The sequence below is a fragment of the Enterococcus quebecensis genome, from assembly GCF_001730365.1.
GTDB lineage: Bacteria > Bacillota > Bacilli > Lactobacillales > Enterococcaceae > Enterococcus_L > Enterococcus_L quebecensis.
The window spans coordinates 36,954-54,114 of the sequence record NZ_MIKB01000015.1 but is presented as its reverse complement, the minus strand read 5'-3'; the positions used below and the strand labels follow the sequence as shown (position 1 = coordinate 54,114).

Genomic DNA, 17,161 nt, shown 5'->3' with positions numbered 1-17,161 from the left:
CCTAAATGAGCCCATTACACTTTTAAGATAGGAGAAAAAAACAGTGAAAAAAATAATGATTGCCTCATTAAAAAGTATTTTGATATTTACTATCCTGTGCGGTGTGGTTTACACAGTTGTTGTAACAGCTGTTGGACAAATCGCCTTCTCAGCACAAGCAAACGGTAGCTTGGTTAAGAAACAAGAAGGTGGGAAGACTGTAGTAGTTGGGTCTAAATTGATCGGTCAGAATTTTGAAGGAGAAAAATATCTTCATGGACGTCCGAATGAAGTGAGTCAATTATCACCTGTTTCAAAAGAACAGGAAAAACGTGTAAAACAACGAGTAGAAAAAATCGATGGGACGGATATCCCTATTGATTTAGTAACAGCTTCAGCTAGTGGTGTCGACCCTGAAATTTCAGTTGAATCTGCTCTTTTTCAAAGTGAACGAATCGCTACAGCTAGAAATATGAAAAAAGACGATGTCCATGCTATAATCAAACAAAACATCACTGGCATTAAAATCGGTACACTTAACTCACAACATGTGAATGTTTTAGGTGTTAATCGAATGTTAGATGAGTCTGAATAAATGGTTGGATAAGAAGAAACAGTACTTAAAAACTTCTATCTGACCTATCAATAAAGGATGGCAAAAAAGTGGAAGAGGAACGTTTAGATCCAGAACAACTTTTAGCAAAATGGAAGAAGAACGAACAAAGCCTGAGGTCTGGTAGACTGAAGGTTTTCTTCGGTTATGCGGCAGGTGTAGGAAAAACCTATGCCATGTTAAAAGAAGCCCATGAACAACAAGAAGAAGGAAAAAATGTGTTAATCGGTTATGTGGAACCTCATGCACGCCCAGAAACACAGGCATTAGTGAGTGGGTTACCTGCGTTACCTACAAAAAAATACGAATATAAAGGAATTCAGATTAATGAATTCGATGTAGATGCTGCCTTACAAGAAAAACCAGATATTATCTTAGTGGATGAATTGGCTCATACTAATGCTATTGGAGCTAGAAATAGAAAAAGATACCAAGATATTGAAGAACTGCTCAAGGCTGGTATCGATGTTTATACAACTGTTAATGTTCAGCATATCGAAAGTTTGAATGATGTGGTGGAGCAAGTCACAGGGGTGCATATCTCAGAGACAGTTCCAGATACATTTTTTGAAACTAGCGCATTAAAAGTGGTAGATATTGAGACAGAAGAATTGCTAGATCGGCTAAAACAAGGAAAAATTTACCACTCAGAAAATGCTAGAAAAGCGATGGCTAACTTTTTTACCTCTGACAATTTAACGTTATTGAGAGGACTAGCGATTCGTAAAGCTTCGGATCATATTAATACAACGAATCAACAAGAAACGCAAAAAAGCACAGGAATTCACTCAAAACTATTAACAGTTATTGATGAAAAAAATCCAGATATGACTAAAAAATGCTTACGTTGGACTGCTCGTTTAGCACAAGCACTGGGAACTGAGTGGATTGCTTTAGAAATTTTAGAAGATACATCTGAACACGCTGAATCTGAAAACTCCAAGTTAGCTGCTAAACTAGGAGGTGAAGTAGTCACTTTAGAAAGTGACAATCAACGAGAAACAATCGTTCAGTATGTAAAAATGCGTGGTGTCACCGATTTGGTGATGGGGAAAATCATTAATCGCTCCCGTTTTATTCGTCTCTATCGTCCAGATTTGGAAGATGAATTAGTTGCATTTATTCCTGATGTGGATATTCATTTAGTTCCTTATCAATCCACCAAATATTTGCTGAACAATTATGCAACAAAGAAAAAAAATCTACGAAGTATTTTTACTTGGAAAGATTTTTATATGACCATTGGCCTACTTGGAATGGCCACACTATTTTCTGAATTAGGCTCTTATTTTCATATTGGTGATCAAAATTTGATTTTGATATTTATTCTTTTCGTCTTATTGGTTGCCCGGGTGACAACAGGATACCTGTGGGCAGCACTGGCATCAGTTGCAAGTGTCTTGATGTTTAACTGGTTCTTTGTGGAACCTCTTTATTCCTTGACGGTGTATAAACAGGGGTATCCAGTAACCTTGATTTTTATGTTGTTAGTAGCATTATTGGTCAGTAACTTGATGATGCAGATCAAAAAACAAGCATTTTATGCGATGAAACGAGAACATCAGTTGGAAATCCTATATGAACTAAACAAAAAATATTTAGTTACTCATGATCAAAAAGAAATTTTAGCAACAACCGCTGAATATTTATCGAATATGTTAGACCGAGAAGTTGTACTTTATGGCGAAGAAGAATTAAAAAATCCATCTGGAGCGCCAATCAAAGGTCCTCTAAGAAGTTTAGAAGAGCTAGCTGTTGCCAACTGGGTTTTTGTGAATCAAAAAGAAGCAGGTTTTGGAACAGATACGTTAATGGGGGCCAAAGCCCTATACCTACCAGTTCTATCAAACGGGACAACATTAGCTGTGATCGGTATTGAAAAAAGTAAAGAAAATCCAATTACAGATGAAATCATTAGCTTTTTAGAACTGATTTCAACACAACTGGCTTTAGCAATTGAGCAAAATAATCTAACGTCTGAACGGCAACAGATTTTATTTGAAAATGAGAAAGAACGGATGCGGGGCAATTTACTACGGGCTATTTCCCATGACTTGCGTACGCCGCTAACTGGAATTTCAGGTTCTGTTGAAACTATTTTAGCAGATCATGAAACAGTTAAACTACCAGAAGAAACCAAACGGAAGTTACTTGTGGGGATTAAAGAAGACGCAGACTGGTTGATTCGTATGGTAGAAAATTTATTATCCATTACTCGGATTAATGAAGAAACGATGAAAGTTGCGAAGAGTAAAGAAGCGGTTGAAGAAGTAGTTTCGACAGCCATTCAGCGCATTAAAAAAAGCTATCCTGACAGTGAAATCAATGTCACGTTGCCTGATGAATTTATCATGGTACCGATGGACTCAATTTTAATTGAACAAGTTTTATTCAACTTAATGGAAAATGCGATTCGCCATTCGAATAGTCAGACACCGATTTCTGTAATGGTTTTTGCAACGGCTAAAGAAGTCACCGTTGAAGTTGCTGACCAAGGTAAGGGATTGACTGCTGAACAGCTTAAGCTTTTATTTAGTGGGATGACCAAACAAAATACACCTGTGGACTCTAAGAGCGGCATGGGCATCGGTTTATCTATTGTAAAAACGATTATCATGGCACATGATGGCACGCTTAATGCAGGGAATAGACCACAAGGCGGAGCGATTTTTACTTTTACCTTACCGCTGGAAAGAAAGGAGCAAAAGTGATGGCAACGATTTTGATTATTGAAGATGATGATGTGATTGCAGAATTTATGGGTGCTGTATTAGAAAAAGAAAAGCATACGATTCATTTAGCTCATTCAGCTTTAGAAGGTTTATCCACATTTCGCATGTGGCCTGTGGATTTGATTTTGCTTGATTTAGGATTACCAGATCAAGACGGAATCGAAGTGTTAAAAAAAATTCGTGAAACATCTCCTGTACCGATCATTATTATTTCAGCCCGTGATCATGAAAATAATAAAGTGGAAGCACTGGATTTAGGGGCAGACGACTACATTACGAAGCCTTTTGGTACACCTGAGTTACTTGCTAGAATTAGAACGGCATTAAGACATGCAACAAATGGTACTGACTCGAAAACAGAAGTGAAGAAAATTATTAATGGTGATTTATGCATTGATATTGAACATCACACTGTTAGTAAACAAGGAAAAGTGATCCATTTAACGCCAAATGAATATAAAATTATTCAAGTCCTAGGCGAAAATATTGGGAAGGTACTGACTCATACCTATATTTCCCAGAAAGTCTGGGGACCTTATAGTAATGAAAGCCAAACCCTTAGAGTAAATATGTCAAACATTCGCAAAAAAATTGAAGATAATCCAGTTGAACCAGAATATATTTTGACTGAGATTGGCATTGGTTATCGAATGTTGGAGAAATAGATAAAAAAGCAGGCTAAGATAAAAAACTTTTAAGTTTTCTTATCTTAGCCTGCTTTTTTAGAAGAAGATATATATAAGCTCTTAAAAGCCAAAAGGATGGTAAAATAAAGAGGATAAGCTAGTTCCATTAGCATATGAAAGGGGACTGAAAATGAATATTGTTACGGCTATTGATTCTATGAAAGGATCATTAACTAGCGTTGAAGCAAATCAAATCATTGCCAAGATTTTTGCTGAAAAAGGTCATTCTGTCACAGCAATAGCGATTGCTGATGGTGGTGAAGGGACAGTTGAAGCCGTTATGAAAAATAAAGGTGGACAGAAAATAACTCAGCAAGTCCAAGCTTTAAATGGTCAATTAGTTACTGTTGATTATGGCTGGTTTAAATCTGAAAAATTAGCAGTGATCGAGTCAGCTGCGGCTTCTGGCATCCAGTATTTAGATGCCATTAAACAGACTCATCCTTTAAATACTTCCTCCTATGGTACAGGAGAGTTGATTCAAGCAGCAGTTGAAAAAGGCGCTAAAAGAATTGTTGTAGGGTTAGGCGGAACAGGTACAATAGATGGTGGCATTGGAGTGCTGAATGCTTTGGGAGTAGAATTTTTTGATCAAGAAGATCAATTATTACCTGCCAAAGGAAGTAGTTTAGCAAAAGTTGCGCGTATATCTGTTAAGAAATTAGATGAAAGATTAGCTGATGTTGCATTTTATATTGCTTCCGATGTTGACAGTCCTTTATTAGGTGAAACAGGTGCAGTTTATATGTTTGGGCAACAAAAAGGCTTAGAAAAAAATGAGCTGGCTAGATACGAAGAGGGCATGCGTAACTATCAGAAAATAGCTAGTGGAGATGATAAACCATCCAAAGGAGATGGTGCAGCTGGCGGCATGGGATTTGCTATTAGATTTTTTTTGAAAGGAATGGTTCAGTCTGGATTTGAGTTTATCTCAGAACAAACAGATTTAGAAGCGTTGATCAGGCAAGCTGATTTAGTGATCACTGGTGAGGGGCAAATGGATAATCAAAGCCTTCAAGGGAAAGTTCCAGTTGGAATTGGACGTATTGCCAAAAAATATAACGTGCCAGTTGTCGCTTTTGTGGGTAGTTTTAAAGGAAATTCCATACTTTTTCATGAGGAGGGAGTATCTGTCATCATTCCAATTGTTGATCGGATAACAAGCTTAGATGAAGCTCTTAAAGAGGCAAATATAAACTTAGAGAAAGCGGTAGATCGTTCATTAAATTTGTTGACTTTGATGAAGAGATACGGGAAATAGAGTATTTAGATAGTGTTATCAAAAAAGAGAGCAAACAATGCTTATTAGTACTAGCGGCTAGTAGGTGTTGTTTTTTTTATCCAACTTAAGTCCGTGAAATATAGGTCCTAAGTACCATGACAATGACTGTAAATTACTTCAAAATAATAAGAGAAGCAGAAAGGAGTAAAGGTGAAAATAGGGTGAGTAAATCTTGAAAATATTTTCTTAATATTAGCAAATCAATGGAGGGGTAACATGTCTGTAATCGAAGCAAGAAATATAAAAAAAAGTTACGGTCGTAATGAATCAAAATTTGATGCATTAAAAGGGATAGATTTAAAAATCGAAGAAGGAGAATCCGTAGCAATTATTGGGAAAAGCGGATCTGGAAAATCAACATTCATGCATATTTTGGCTTTGTTGGATCAACCAACTTCAGGAGAGATTTTACTAAACGATCAAAATGTAACGAGCATTAGTAAAAAAGAACTAGATAAAACAAGAAATAAACAATTTGGATTTGTGTTTCAACAATTTTTTATGAATCCTAAAGATACGGTTTTAAATAATGTGATGTTACCGCTAAAAATTGGCGGTATCTCAAATAGCAAACGTAAACAAATGGCACTTGAAGCACTTAAAGCTGTTGAATTAGATGACAAAGTCAATAATAAAGCCAATAATTTATCCGGCGGTCAAAAGCAACGGGTTTGTATTGCTCGTGCGTTAGTGAATAATCCAAAAATCATTTTTGCAGATGAGCCAACAGGAAATTTGGATTCAACAACAGGAGATAAGATCGAACAGCTGTTATTTGATTTAAATAAAGAAAAAGGGATCACATTGATCATTGTAACCCATGATCCAGAACTTGCTGCACGTTGTGATCGACAAATTCATGTTCGTGATGGACTAATTGTTGGAGGAGATGAGTAGATGAAATTCAGTGATATTTTAAAATCAGCTAGTTCAAATTTGCTGCGTAACAAAGGGCGGACGATGTTGACAATCGTTGCGATCTTTATCGGCGCATTTACGATCTCTTTAACTACGGGTGTAAACATCGGTGTCAATGATTATATCGATAAGCAGGTTGGTAGTGTTGGTGGTCAAAATCAAATGATGATCCAACTAAAAGTTAGTGGTAGTGTTGGTGAAGACGGCGAACCAGCTAAATACGATGCGGCGAAGAAAACAAGTTCAATGCAGCAACAAGAAACATTGGACAGCAAAGATCTTGATAAGATCAAAAAAATCAAAGGAATCAAAAATGCCGAAGCAATGAAGTCTGTTTCAACAACTTACATTTCAGGCAAGAACAATGAAAAATATGTATTCTCTGCAATGCCTATGTTAGAAGACTTAAATGTCGATCTTGAAGCTGGCAAAGCAGCCGATCAGAATAGTTCGGAATTTCAAATTAATCTAGCACCAGAATATGTGAAATCTCTAGGTTACAAATCTAGTGAAGAAGCGATTGGTAAAACAGTGAAAATAGGCGCAACGTCTTCTGCTACAGGTGAAGAAAAAATCATTGAAGCGACGATCGCTGGTGTACGAAATACTAGTTTGATCCAAGGCGGGATGTCGCTATTGAATCGTTCTCTTGTTGATGAAATTTCAAAAATCAACGAAGAAGGGTTACCAGAAGCGATGACTGGACAGTATGGATTGATCATGGGTGAAATGAGTAAAGATGTAACAAAAACTGAAATCGCAGATGTGAAAGAGCGTTTGGATAAAGCAGGATATATGGGTCAAACAGTTGAAGATCAAATCGGCATGATCCGTAATGTAATCAATGCTGTAACAGGTGTTTTAACGATGTTTGGTGCAATTGCGTTACTAGCGGCAAGTTTCGGAATTATCAACACCTTGTACATGTCAGTTCAAGAACGTACGAGAGAAATTGGTTTGATGAAAGCGATGGGACTTAGCAGTGGTAAAGTCTTTACGATTTTTAGTGTAGAGGCGGCGTTGATTGGATTTTTAGGTTCTCTTCTAGGGATTTTGGGAGCAGTCGGGGCTGGCGCTTTGATTAATCAAATAGCCGCTGATTCCTTCTTGAAATCATTGACAGGTTTTACCTTGATTCAATTCTCACTTTCGTCATCTGCTATGATCATTCTTGTAATCATGGGAATCGCATTCCTTGCAGGAACTCTACCAGCACGAAGAGCAGCGAAGTTAGATCCAATTGAGTCATTGCGATATGAATAAGAGTTGAAAATCGTTTAGGACAAAGTATTTATTGCTTTGTCCTTATTTTTTATAAGCATATTTTTTACTTAAATAAAGAAGAAGGAGTATACTGAATTCACATTTTGTAAAACAAACGGAGGAGTAATAAATTATGAAAGCAGTAGTAATCAATCAATACGGTGGTAAAGAAGAATTAACCGAGCAAGACGTAACCTTACCTGAATTAAAAGAAAACCAAGTGCTAGTAAAAGAATACGCAACATCAATCAATCCAATTGACTGGAAATTAAGAGAAGGTTATCTAAAACAAATGTTTGATTGGCCGTTTCCAATCATTTTAGGATGGGACGTTGCAGGGATCATCCTAGAAGTTGGTAGCAAGGTGACTGATTGGAAAGTGGGAGACAAAGTATTTGCTCGTCCAGAAACAACACGTTTTGGAACCTATGCACAGGAAACGATTGTTGATGAAAACTTATTAGCGAGAATTCCTGAAAATGTAACATTTGAGCAAGCTGCAGCTGTTCCATTAGCTGGTTTAACTGCTTTGCAAGCACTTTTTGACCATGGCAAACTTCAAAAAGGAGAGAAAGTATTGATTCATGCTGGAGCAGGTGGTGTGGGAACCTATGCAATCCAATTAGCGAAGCAAGCAGGCGCTTATGTTATCACAACGGCTAGTGAAAAAAATCATGCGTTGTTAGAAAAACTTGGAGCTGATGAAGTGATTGACTACCACACAACGAATTTTGCTGAGGTACTGACTGACATTGACTTAGTATTTGATACGATGGGCGGAGAGGTTCAAAAATCAAGCTTTTCTGTACTAAAACCAAATACAGGGTGTTTGATTTCAATTGTGGGGATTGCAGATGAATCATTAGCAAAAGAAAAAAATATCAAAGCAGAAAGTATCTGGCTTCAAACCAATGGAAAACAATTACAAGAAATTGCAGATCTAATGGCCTCTGGTAAAGTAGTTTCAGTAATTGGCGAAGTATTTCCATTTTCTAGACAAGGAATCTACGATGCACATGCACTAAGTGAAACTCATCATGCAGTAGGAAAAATTGTTATAGCAATGGCAGAGTAAATAAATAACCCATCATCAACAGTTTAAAGTGTTGATGATGGGTTATTTATTTGTTCGTTGCGCTCGAAAGAGAATCAGTTCTAATAATCCGGGTAATTCTTGCTGGATGTAGTCTTTGTTTAAAATGTACGTTTTAGTTGTACCTATTTTTATTTCTTGAATGAGTTTAGCATCCTTAAGCAATTTTATATGGTGAGATAAAGTAGATTTTACAATATTATACTTTTCTGAGGTAATCCGCTTTTCACCATCTAGTAGCAAGCAAGTAAGGATGTTTAAACGAATCGGATCACTGACTGCTTGAAGCGCTTGTAGAACAGGATCATTGTTGGTATCGGTTGATTTATTTTTCATAAACAGATTATAACATAAACATTCTACTTTACATATCGCTTTGAGAGTGATATATTCTTAATGTTCGAAAATAATCGAACGAAAGAAGAAAATGGAGGATATTATGAAAAACACATATAAAGAAAATAATTTCGATACGATTATGAACGGTAGAAGATCGATTCGTAATTATGATCCAACTGTTAAAATCAGCCCTGAAGAAATGGAGCAAATCATTAACGATACTGTTAAAGCACCTTCTTCTGTGAACATGCAGCCATGGCGTTTTGCAGTTGTTGCAAGTGATGAAGGAAAAGAAGCAATCGCACCTCTTGTGCGTTTTAATAAGGTGCAAAATGAGACATCTGCTGCAATGATCGTAATTTTTGGAGATCTAAATAGTTTTGAACATGCAGAAAAAATCTATGGCACAGCAGTTGAACAAAACCTAATGCCTCAAGAAGTCAAAGAACGTCAGTTAGAGATGTTAAGTCCACTATTTGAACAAATGTCTACAGAAGAGAAAAAAGAAATGGCGATTATCGACGGAGCCTTAGCAGCGATGAATTTGATGCTGGTTGCTCGTGCGTATGGCTACGATACAAATCCGATCGGTGGTTTTGACCGAGAAAAAATCGCTAAAGCATTAGATATGGATGAAGCACGTTATTACCCAGTAATGATTGTTTCAATCGGTAAAGCAAATGAAGAAGGTTACCCTTCATATCGTTTACCAGCTGAAGATATTACAACTTGGAGATAGGAGGACCAGTCATGCACATCATTCCCTTAGTTTTAGCTGTTATTGTTGCGCTGGAACACTACTATATTTTATATTTAGAAATGTTTCAGACCACATCTTCTACAGCCCAACGTTCATTCGGATTGGATAAAGAATTTTTAGAAGATCAACGAGTTCAAACCTTATTTAAAAATCAAGGATTGTATAATGGCTTTTTAGCTACAGGTATTTTATGGGGAGCATTTTTTGCTTCTAATAGTTGGAGTGTGGTGACTTTCTTCATCCTATGTGTGACTGTTGCTGCGGTTTATGGTGGATTGACTTCTTCAAAATCAATTCTATTAAAACAAGGACTTCCAGCAATTATTACATTAGTAACTCTTTTGATATTTAGATAATTATAGAAAAGTTTGAGGCAAGAAACCTGTTGTCTCAGGCTTTTTCTTTTGTTTAGAAAAAAACTTATAAAAAGTAAGTCAAATCTCTTTACTTACTTTTAGTAAGGGGTTATACTGTAAAAGTAATCTAAAAACTATTTGAAATCGAAAAGGAGCAATTATCATGACAGAATTTATTCAAGCATTAAAAAAACGCCGTTCAATCTACGCTTTAGGAGATAATTTAACACAATCAAAAGAAGAAATCACAGCTTTAGTTAAAGAAGTTGTTAGAGAAAGTCCTTCATCATTTAACTCACAAACACAACGTGTAGTTTTCTTATTTGGTGATGCACATAAAAAATTCTGGTCAATGACAGAAGAAGCATTAAAACCTTTAACGCCAGCAGAAGCATTTCCTAATACACAAGCAAAATTACAAAGTTTTGCAGCTGGAACTGGAACATTACTTTTCTTTGAAGATATGGACATTGTAAAAAATCTACAAGAGCAATTTGAATTATATGCAGATAATTTCCCAATTTGGTCAGAACAAGCAAGTGGTTTAACACAAGCAAACGTTTGGACTGCATTAGCACAAGAAAATATTGGTGCAAACTTACAACATTACAATCCAATAATCGATGAAGCAGTAGCAAAAGAATGGTCAATTCCAAGTCAATGGAAATTAAGAGCACAACTGGTATTTGGTTCAATCGAAGCACCAGCTGGCGAAAAAGAATACATGGAAGATAGTGCGCGTTTCTTAGAATTTAACTAATTAAACGTGTAGGAGGGGAAAAGTATGGTGACTAAATTACCGCCAGAAACAATTGTAAAACAAGTGAAATTGAACGTGCAAAATCTGGAAATGATGACAGATTTTTATACGAAGATGATTGGACTTGTCTTACTAAAAAAAGAAGGAAATACAACTTTCTTAGGTGTACAAGAATCTTCTGAACCTATTTTGATTTTAGAAGAACTTGTTGATCCTGTGGTGAAAAATAATACGACAGGCTTGTATCACACTGCTTTTCTCCTACCTTCTCGTAAGGATTTAGGCAATAGTTTACTTTGGTTAATGCAAAACAATGTTGACATTGGAGCAGCTGATCATGGTTACAGCGAAGCAATTTATCTGACGGATCCAGAAGGTAATGGAATCGAAATCTATCGTGATAAACCAAAGAGCGAGTGGGATATTCGTGCCGATGGACAAATCATTGGTGTTACCGAAGAATTAGATGGTGACGGAGTGGTTGCAGAAGCTGATAGACAATGGTTGGGCATGGCGCCAGGCTCACGAATTGGGCACGTTCATTTGCAGGTTGCAGATTTAGATGAAACAGAGGCGTTTTATGAACAACTTGGTTTTTCTCTAAAATCAACTTTTGGCAGACGCGCAAAATTCTTGGCTGCAGGCGAGTATCATCATCATATCGGGACGAATACTTGGAATGGTGAACATGTACCGCTAATTGGTGAGAATCAGTTAGGCTTGGTTTGGTATACTTTTCAGTTGCCGTCTAGAGAAGCGTTTGAGCTGTTTATGAAACAACTCGCCGAAACGAATCTTGATTATGTAAGTGAAAACGAACAAGTCACTATTAAAGATCCGAATGGGATGGAAATCAAATTTGGGTATTAAGTAAAAGAGGCCAACTTCTACTTTGAAGTTGGCTTTTTTTGTTGGGGTTTACATGGTTAATTGGTTTTGAGATGGAGATGGAAAACGACTGTTTTTGGCATAGCAACATTAATGAACAAAATAGGATAGAGAAATTCTCTATCCTAAATTTTTATTTTGAGCAACTCTATTGAACACTGAATAGTCTTGTCAGAGTAGCGTTTATAAAACGGTCAATTACTGATACTCTACTGAACATTTTTATCTTAATAGGTATCTTTTCATTGAAATTCTTAATTAGCTTGAATGGATCTAGAGAGCTATTTAAGACAACACCTAATTCCCAAAAAAACTAACATTGTTTGTAGTAAGCAGTGTACCCGTCTTTATTTTCATACTTCGTTACAACGTATAGTTTCATTGATTTTCCTTTAATAATTTATTTCATATGTTTATGATACCAGACAAGCAAAAGTGTGTATGCGCTTTCTTTATCGTTATATTTGTCAGAATGTATCACGTTATTTGTGGTATAAATTTATATAAAGAAAATAGGAGGTCATAATATGAATAACGACTACAGCTCCCCAACACCAGAACCAGTAGATAACAATGCTACTACCGTTCAAATTCTAAAAGAAAAAAATGATTTTGTTTTTGTAGATAAGAGTAATGATCTTGAAGTAATATTTCCTGAAAAAACATCAGTTATTGATAAAAAAGAGAAAAAAGCAAATAAATTATAAGTATTTTAGGTCAGAGTAAAATAGCTCTGACCTTTATTTACATTTAAAATTTACTGGAACAAAGTGATCCTATTACACTTGCACAAGATCACTTTTGCTATACTCAAATTTTACATAATCATTTAACTTGAAATACTCAAAGATAACTATGGTTTTTTCTAGCATGCTGCTGTTTATTATTAATTTTGGGCGTTTTTTGATTTACCAGGATAAATAACTCTTTAGGGGATAAACCTAGTTTGAGTGCTAAATCATGAATTTCAATGTGTGACCATTTCTGTTTACAACCATGTACTTCATCCTGTCACTTACAAAGAATATAGCCATTTCTCCTGGTTATTCTTTTCAGCTCCTGGATACCTTCGTTTTAGGTAAAAGATAGAATGATACTTTTTATCCAAAATACAATTATATGTTGAACGCTTTCAAACATATTGATATAATCTTTTGTAGGGGAGGATAAAATTATGAAAAAAAAATTAATTACAATTGTTGGGACATTAATGTTAGGAACGTTAGTTTTTCCTTTGGTAGCGAAAGCAACGGGGGGGAATGGTTTTATTCAAGTGCCCTCAATAGATGTGCGAAGTAATTTATTCGAAGGTATTAAAACTAAATTGAGTGAGGATGGCGAGAGCAATCTAGCTAAGGATCTTGAATATGTTTATAATAGATACGGCGTGATTCCTTTGGAATATATGGACAAGGTTACATATGTTGGTTCTGATTGGGTAGAACCTTATCTAAATGGTTTGGAGCATGCAGAAAACTTAGAACGTTTAATGGGCGAATTTATAGATGAATTACAAGATTTTACTCCTATAAAAAATTCTCGTAAACTTAAGGAAATTCTTGTTACGTATGGTAATAACACTAATCTGAAAGATCTTAGAAATTTAGAGAATTTAGAAAAGCTTACGATAGGTAGTCGGGGAGTGTCTGATAGAGAAAGTTGGCCTGAGAAAATGGACATGTTAGCACTATATGATTTGTCAGACCTATCAGAATTGACTAATTTGAAGAGAATAAAAATCGATACTGCAGGACTTTTACAAACAATTACGTTAAAAAAGGGAACAAAAACTTATGAAATGTATAGCCCAGTCATAAAATCATCGCAGTTTAAAGATAGTGTAGTAAAATATTACGGAGATGACGAAGAAGTGACATTTACAGAAAAAGATAGTCTTTTGAGGTGGGAAAATATAGACAATGATACTGAATTTTTATTGTTAACTTGGGATACTTCTGTAGGTGAAAACTACCATTTTTCAGGAGATACTAAAATTCCAATAAACTGGATTGATTAAAAGTTTTATCGGCAAAAAATTGTTTTACTAGTAGGCAAACATATGTAGCTAAGAATCATTTCAGAGAACCTATGTTTAAATGAAGATCCCAAAGTTTAAAAACTCAAAAAATCAGCATTGCTAAAAAGGTTCTTTGCCAACTAATGTCGATGAAAAAAACAAAGAATTAAAACGATTGTCATGAATCCTAGAGGGAGTTTCCTCTAGGTCTTTTTATTAATTTGAAAATAATCACTGATTTTTTTCAAATGACTATCAAAACTTTAATATTGAAAATAAAGAAATTAGGCTGTCGAAAATCAGAAAACTAGAAAATATGAAAACTTGGATAAGAATAAATCTGACTTAAACCATGCTTTAATGGTGTTAAGTCAGATTTAGAAAAAAAGGGATTTTTTTGAAAATTGTTGAACCAATTCGTGACAAAAAACAGATCGATACGATGAAAGCTATTTTATCCTCTTGAAAAATGGGTCAACGAAACGAGTTGCTGTTTTCGATTGGAATAAATACGGCCTATCGGATTTCACATCTGCGCCGGTTAAAATTATCGGACGTCTTAACGATCTCTCGTGATCGAGTGATTGCCAAATATCGATTGGAAATGAAAGAGCAAAAGACGGGTATGCATAATTCGATTATTATTTCGAATAAGCTTAGAAAGTTGGGTATGGAATACTGCAATGAATTATTTTCCTATGAAGTAGCCAATCGAGATTTTGATTATTACTTGTTTCCAAGTCAAAAAGGAGAAAATGAACCAATGAAACGACAAACCTTGTGGGAGATTTTGAGTAATGCGGCCATGAGTATGGGCTTAAAAACTATTGTCAGCCATTCGATGCGAAAAACGTTTGTTTACTTTCTATACAAAAACGGAACGTCAATCGAGATTATTCAGGAATTACTTACTCCTTCTTCACAGCGTGAAACCTTGCGTTATATTGGGATTACTCAGGAAGACAAAGTTACTGTAGTAATCAGCTTAGATTTATAAAAATGGTCCAAAAGTTACAAGAAAATCAAAATATCACAAAACTACGATACTGACAGAGCAATTCTAAGATGATTTTGAAAGACAAAGCTAGGCAATTATCCTTCAGAAAAAAATGAATTTGAAAATCTCATGTATGATATACTAATCAATGCAGAAAAGTTATGACGGTGGCAACTTCCGAAGGGGTGTGGTGCTTATGAGAATAAGTGCTGAAATCTATGAAAGGAGAAAGCCTTTTGTCCGCATTAGAAGCAATTCAATTGATTCTAAGTTTTGGTATGTTTACCATTGCTTTGATTAAATTGATTGTGGACTTGCAAAAAAACGACAAAAAGAAATGACCGCTCATTAACTTTGGCAAGTTAGCGATCATTTCTAATGATTAATTAACCAATGCTACCGTCTTAAACGGTTCTACATAAGAGAGGTATGTTAGCGCATCTCTCTCTTTTCTGTTTTATTATACTACAAAACACTAAAAAATTGTAGTTTAACACGAAGATTTTCAGGTTTAAGTACAAAAAAGGATCAGAAAGGAGAGTACAATGAAAAAGTTGTTGAACTATTATAGGGTCACTGACAAATTATATAATGAAAGTTCGTATAAAATTAAGATAACAATAAATGTTGCTACATTTATAACAGCACTTTTAATAAAAAAGATACTATTGGAAAATGTTGATGATCTTCTCTCTTTTATAATGGGAGTACTTTCATTTTTAATGTTCTTTCCTTTATATTCATATTTATTTTATAGGCTAGAAAAAAGTAGTCTAGTTTCCCAAAAAGGATTAATTAGGAGGAATTAGATGGAAGAGTATGAACAGATTTATAATGCATTAGAGGCTGAAGTGATGGAACTATCTTATTCAATTACATTTAGTGAGGAACAAAAACACGTGTACTCTCCTAAAATAGCAGATTTAGTATTGCGGTCAGCAAGTTTATTGGAGTCTGCTTTAAAATATCAATACAAAGATAAAAAAGATACACAAGAACGCTTAAAATATGATGACGATCGACTAATTGAAGAATTGGGGTTAGAGAAAAAGTTTACGTATGTACACTGGAAACTTTTTCAATTCCAAAAAAAATCATTTTATTCGTTTAAAAGGAATGAAGAAAGAGTAAATAAAATGTTTAGTAATGTATCTAAATCTGGCAATAATCAATTTTCATGGAATAACGCTTATCAGAGTTTGAGACATGAGTTTATAAAATCTATACCGTATTATGGAACTTTGTACTATCTTTTTGAAATACTTGCAGCGTTGCATTTAGTTCTAGATGCTCCTTCAAGAATATTTTGTGACCCAACTCAAAATGATGATGGTTCATGGTACGCTGCAAGATATTTAGGTAATGGATCGTGGGTAAGTTATGCTATTGAAATAGAAGAATAGAGGTTCTCAAAAAGGATTGAACGGAGTGAAATATTTGTGAGATTGTTTATGTTTTTGAAAATTAAAAGGGAGCAATTAAAACAATCGCTAAGAGATTTTTGATTACCGCTATTAGAACTCAAATATTTATCAAAAAAATTAAATTATACTGGTTTTGCAAAGATGTTTGAGATAGCTTTAGAAATTTTAGATTCAGATTTAAACGATCAAGAAAAAGCAAAATAAGTAATAGCAAAAACTCAAATATTTGGTTGTATGGGTTCTTTGGGAGACTCTCCCCTACCGCACAAACTCTAGGGATAAGAAGCGAATTTGAAGACACAACAAGTCAGTTTTCTAATGCTAGGCATGAGTTAGAAAAGAAATTAAGATATTATGCCAAAAATGATAGAGGATGAAAACAATATAACTATGTTGTTTGGCATTTAAGACAAAAAGACCAATGTTACTTTTTAGCGTTCTTTCTTGTTGAGTATAAGGCAGCGCATATTGCTACTGTAATACATATTATAAGCAAAATTTTCATTATTTATCACCTCCTTGTTACTATTTTTAGTGTCTCATAAAAAGGAATAGAAGTAAATATGTTCATAACTATAAGGATTAAATAGTTGTTAAAAGTAAAGAAATTACTAAAAGAATAGAAGAGGTTTTAAATTTAAGTGATAAAGAATTTGCTGAAAAGTATGGTAGCCAATATTTTGATTATTCAGCATATGAAAAAATTGGAGTTGTTAAATCAAAGTTAACTATACTAAAAGAAGACTTGATTTCCAAAATCGATCAGAAAGGTTAACAGATGAAGAAAATCTTTGTTGTAAGCCAAGTTTTATTAGCGATCAATTTATTTATACTCATTGTTCCAACGTCTGCTTTTCTAATTGCTTTTCAACTATTCCCCAATTTAGACTCAACCGAAAATGGACTTGGAGTTTATCCGTTACTTTTTATGATATATGGATTTGCAGGATTGTTTGTAACTATTTCTTTGTCAATCATAATGATCGTAGTATACACGTGGTATAAGTATAAATTTACTGAAAAAGATTAAAAGAAGGAGATAAGATGTTACGGT

Annotated in this window: 17 protein-coding genes and 1 pseudogene; 17 read left to right on the top strand and 1 reads right to left on the bottom strand. The window is 34.8% G+C overall.

The genetic code is table 11. The annotated features are described in order from the left end of the window. The first annotated feature begins 43 nt into the window (after positions 1-43). The 7 genes from BCR23_RS09950 (at position 44) to BCR23_RS09920 (ending at position 8,548) form a co-directional block, all read left to right on the top strand. Positions 44-574: a potassium-transporting ATPase subunit C gene (locus tag BCR23_RS09950; protein ID WP_069635350.1), complete on the top strand. Its 531-nt coding sequence runs from the start codon at positions 44-46 to the stop codon at positions 572-574. Positions 575-642: 68 nt separating this feature from the next. Continuing rightward, on the top strand, positions 643-3,303 hold the full coding sequence (locus BCR23_RS09945; RefSeq protein ID WP_083241937.1) for a sensor histidine kinase: 2,661 nt from the start codon (positions 643-645) through the stop codon (positions 3,301-3,303). After that, on the top strand, positions 3,303-3,989 hold the full coding sequence (locus BCR23_RS09940; protein ID WP_069635348.1) for a response regulator transcription factor: 687 nt from the start codon (positions 3,303-3,305) through the stop codon (positions 3,987-3,989). The genes BCR23_RS09945 and BCR23_RS09940 overlap by 1 nt, the downstream gene beginning before the upstream one ends. Positions 3,990-4,140: 151 nt before the next feature. Continuing rightward, a complete protein-coding gene (locus BCR23_RS09935) occupies positions 4,141-5,271 on the top strand; it encodes a glycerate kinase (protein WP_069635347.1) in 1,131 nt (376 codons plus the stop codon). Between the two features lie 237 nt (positions 5,272-5,508). Then, positions 5,509-6,189, top strand: coding sequence for an ABC transporter ATP-binding protein (locus BCR23_RS09930; protein ID WP_069635346.1), 681 nt, complete (start codon positions 5,509-5,511; stop codon positions 6,187-6,189). Continuing rightward, entirely contained in the window at positions 6,190-7,473 is a 1,284-nt protein-coding gene (locus tag BCR23_RS09925) for an ABC transporter permease (protein ID WP_069635345.1), read from the top strand. 133 nt (positions 7,474-7,606) lie between these two features. Next, a complete protein-coding gene (locus BCR23_RS09920) occupies positions 7,607-8,548 on the top strand; it encodes an NADP-dependent oxidoreductase (RefSeq protein ID WP_069635344.1) in 942 nt (313 codons plus the stop codon). Positions 8,549-8,590: 42 nt separating this feature from the next. Here the strand turns inward: BCR23_RS09920 and BCR23_RS09915 are convergent, their stop codons facing one another. Continuing rightward, entirely contained in the window at positions 8,591-8,902 is a 312-nt protein-coding gene (locus BCR23_RS09915) for an ArsR/SmtB family transcription factor (RefSeq protein WP_069635343.1), read from the bottom strand. Between the two features lie 103 nt (positions 8,903-9,005). Between BCR23_RS09915 and BCR23_RS09910 the strand changes: the two genes are divergently transcribed. The 10 genes and pseudogenes from BCR23_RS09910 (at position 9,006) to BCR23_RS09860 (ending at position 17,137) form a co-directional block, all read left to right on the top strand. Beyond that, entirely contained in the window at positions 9,006-9,644 is a 639-nt protein-coding gene (locus BCR23_RS09910) for a nitroreductase family protein (RefSeq protein WP_069635342.1), read from the top strand. An 11-nt stretch (positions 9,645-9,655) separates the two neighbouring features. After that, a complete protein-coding gene (locus BCR23_RS09905; protein ID WP_069635341.1) occupies positions 9,656-10,021 on the top strand; it encodes a DUF1304 domain-containing protein in 366 nt (121 codons plus the stop codon). A 163-nt stretch (positions 10,022-10,184) separates the two neighbouring features. Beyond that, the gene (locus BCR23_RS09900) at positions 10,185-10,781 is read left to right on the top strand and encodes a nitroreductase family protein (RefSeq protein WP_069635340.1); all 597 of its coding nucleotides are present in this window, start codon (positions 10,185-10,187) and stop codon (positions 10,779-10,781) included. A gap of 24 nt (positions 10,782-10,805) precedes the next feature. After that, entirely contained in the window at positions 10,806-11,651 is an 846-nt protein-coding gene (locus BCR23_RS09895) for a VOC family protein (protein WP_069635339.1), read from the top strand. A 545-nt stretch (positions 11,652-12,196) separates the two neighbouring features. Beyond that, on the top strand, positions 12,197-12,376 hold the full coding sequence (locus tag BCR23_RS09890) for a hypothetical protein (protein ID WP_069635338.1): 180 nt from the start codon (positions 12,197-12,199) through the stop codon (positions 12,374-12,376). Between the two features lie 467 nt (positions 12,377-12,843). Continuing rightward, positions 12,844-13,686 (top strand): hypothetical protein, encoded by an 843-nt coding sequence (locus tag BCR23_RS09885; protein ID WP_069635337.1) that lies wholly within the window; start codon positions 12,844-12,846, stop codon positions 13,684-13,686. Positions 13,687-14,083: 397 nt separating this feature from the next. Further along, positions 14,084-14,683 (top strand): annotated as a pseudogene (locus BCR23_RS09880) (tyrosine-type recombinase/integrase). 218 nt (positions 14,684-14,901) lie between these two features. Beyond that, the gene (locus tag BCR23_RS09875; RefSeq protein WP_069635336.1) at positions 14,902-15,024 is read left to right on the top strand and encodes a putative holin-like toxin; all 123 of its coding nucleotides are present in this window, start codon (positions 14,902-14,904) and stop codon (positions 15,022-15,024) included. A 468-nt stretch (positions 15,025-15,492) separates the two neighbouring features. Then, positions 15,493-16,086 carry a hypothetical protein gene (locus BCR23_RS09865; protein WP_069635334.1) on the top strand — a complete coding sequence of 198 codons (594 nt, stop codon included), beginning with the start codon at positions 15,493-15,495 and terminating at the stop codon, positions 16,084-16,086. Between the two features lie 799 nt (positions 16,087-16,885). Next, the gene (locus BCR23_RS09860) at positions 16,886-17,137 is read left to right on the top strand and encodes a hypothetical protein (protein ID WP_069635333.1); all 252 of its coding nucleotides are present in this window, start codon (positions 16,886-16,888) and stop codon (positions 17,135-17,137) included. Positions 17,138-17,161 lie beyond the last annotated feature (24 nt).

Excerpts from the sequence above, each read along its gene's own strand:
- BCR23_RS09940 (WP_069635348.1), top strand. The coding sequence starts at position 3,303 with ATGGCAACGATTTTGATTATTGAAGATGATGATGTGATTGCAGAATTT.
- BCR23_RS09935 (WP_069635347.1), top strand. The coding sequence starts at position 4,141 with ATGAATATTGTTACGGCTATTGATTCTATGAAAGGATCATTAACTAGC.
- BCR23_RS09930 (WP_069635346.1), top strand. The coding sequence starts at position 5,509 with ATGTCTGTAATCGAAGCAAGAAATATAAAAAAAAGTTACGGTCGTAAT.
- BCR23_RS09925 (WP_069635345.1), top strand. The coding sequence starts at position 6,190 with ATGAAATTCAGTGATATTTTAAAATCAGCTAGTTCAAATTTGCTGCGT.
- BCR23_RS09920 (WP_069635344.1), top strand. The coding sequence starts at position 7,607 with ATGAAAGCAGTAGTAATCAATCAATACGGTGGTAAAGAAGAATTAACC.
- BCR23_RS09915 (WP_069635343.1), bottom strand. The coding sequence starts at position 8,902 with ATGAAAAATAAATCAACCGATACCAACAATGATCCTGTTCTACAAGCG.
- BCR23_RS09910 (WP_069635342.1), top strand. The coding sequence starts at position 9,006 with ATGAAAAACACATATAAAGAAAATAATTTCGATACGATTATGAACGGT.
- BCR23_RS09905 (WP_069635341.1), top strand. The coding sequence starts at position 9,656 with ATGCACATCATTCCCTTAGTTTTAGCTGTTATTGTTGCGCTGGAACAC.
- BCR23_RS09900 (WP_069635340.1), top strand. The coding sequence starts at position 10,185 with ATGACAGAATTTATTCAAGCATTAAAAAAACGCCGTTCAATCTACGCT.
- BCR23_RS09895 (WP_069635339.1), top strand. The coding sequence starts at position 10,806 with ATGGTGACTAAATTACCGCCAGAAACAATTGTAAAACAAGTGAAATTG.
- BCR23_RS09890 (WP_069635338.1), top strand. The coding sequence starts at position 12,197 with ATGAATAACGACTACAGCTCCCCAACACCAGAACCAGTAGATAACAAT.
- BCR23_RS09885 (WP_069635337.1), top strand. The coding sequence starts at position 12,844 with ATGAAAAAAAAATTAATTACAATTGTTGGGACATTAATGTTAGGAACG.
- BCR23_RS09875 (WP_069635336.1), top strand. The coding sequence starts at position 14,902 with ATGAAAGGAGAAAGCCTTTTGTCCGCATTAGAAGCAATTCAATTGATT.
- BCR23_RS09865 (WP_069635334.1), top strand. The coding sequence starts at position 15,493 with ATGGAAGAGTATGAACAGATTTATAATGCATTAGAGGCTGAAGTGATG.
- BCR23_RS09860 (WP_069635333.1), top strand. The coding sequence starts at position 16,886 with ATGAAGAAAATCTTTGTTGTAAGCCAAGTTTTATTAGCGATCAATTTA.